The sequence below is a fragment of the Micromonospora sp. DT44 genome (assembly GCF_049841635.1).
Taxonomy (GTDB): Bacteria; Actinomycetota; Actinomycetes; order Mycobacteriales; family Micromonosporaceae; genus Micromonospora.
The window spans coordinates 1-1,161 of sequence record NZ_JBNCKS010000140.1; the positions used below are offsets into that span (position 1 = coordinate 1).

The 1,161-nt window shown below is 65.6% G+C and carries 1 protein-coding gene; it reads left to right on the forward strand.

The window, feature by feature from the left end:
- The first annotated feature begins 476 nt into the window (after positions 1 to 476).
- Positions 477 to 869 carry a transposase gene (locus tag ACLQ25_RS32650; RefSeq protein ID WP_425734578.1) on the forward strand — a complete coding sequence of 131 codons (393 nt, stop codon included), beginning with the start codon at positions 477 to 479 and terminating at the stop codon, positions 867 to 869.
- The last annotated feature ends 292 nt before the right edge of the window (positions 870 to 1,161 follow it).

The window sequence follows — 1,161 nt, forward strand, 5'->3', positions numbered from 1 at the left end:
GGGAGCGGGAGCGGGAGCGGGAGCGGGAGCGGGAGCGGGAGCGGGAGCGGGAGCGGGAGCGGGAGCGGGAGTGGGAGTGGGAGTGGGAGCGGGAGCGGGAGCGGGAGCGGGAGCGGGAGCGGGAGCGGGAGGTTCCATCTGTCCACCTTCAGGGTATAGTCCTCGGTATTGCTCTATATAACGGAGGCGCAGGGCCGCCGGTTCAATCCACCTCAATCGGAATCACTGCGCGGGAGCGTACGCAGCCTCCAGCTCGGAAACCTGCTTACCCGCCCGGCACTTCCAGCAGGTCGAGCAGCCGCAGCGCGACGTCGGCACCGGTCGCCGCCTCCGCCAGACTCCGGTAGGCGCGCTGTTCGGCCTCGTCCCCGCCAGGGCTTTCGCAAGATCGAGCTATGACCGGATAGCCGGTTATGGAATAGTCAGGCAGGTTCCGAGACGCGATCTACGACGAGCTTCGTCGGCAGGTGCGGGTGGTGACCGGTCGCGAGCCGCAGCCGACCGCACCGGTGCTTGACGCCCAGTCGATCAAGTCCAGCGAAGGCGGCGAATGCCGTGGGTTCGACATGGGGAAGAAGACAGCCGGCCGCGAGCGGCACCTGGTCGTTGGCACGATGGGACTGGTCCTGGTGGTGATAGTCACCTCGGCCTCCGTCAAGGACCGGCCCGGCGGCCGGCGGATTCTGCGACGACTGGCCGAGGCATTCACCACCATCGCCCTCGTCTGGGGCGACGGCGGGTACGTCAACAGCATCGACTCCACACTGGTGAGCTGGGCAAAGACCCAGCTCGGCATCCTGATGGAGATCGTCAAACGCACCGACGACGTCAAGGGCTTCACGGTCCTACCCCGCCCGTGGGTGGTCTAGCGGACGTTCGGCTGGGCTGGTGCGTAACCGGCCACTGGCCCGTGATTACGAGCGGCTGACGGTCAACTCCGAAGCCATGATCAAGGTTGCGATGATTCGACTCATGACGATGCGACTGGCCGGTCAGAGGATCCGATGGACCAACGCCACCGAACGCGAAGCCGCTCGGCGCATCAACGCCGAGCAACTTAGGGCTTGCGGATCTTCAATACGCCGTCTAGATCCAACGCCGTTCAGTTAGGCGGTGGGTGTGGTCGTCAAGGGTCCGGGCTGATGATGTTGATACTGGTGG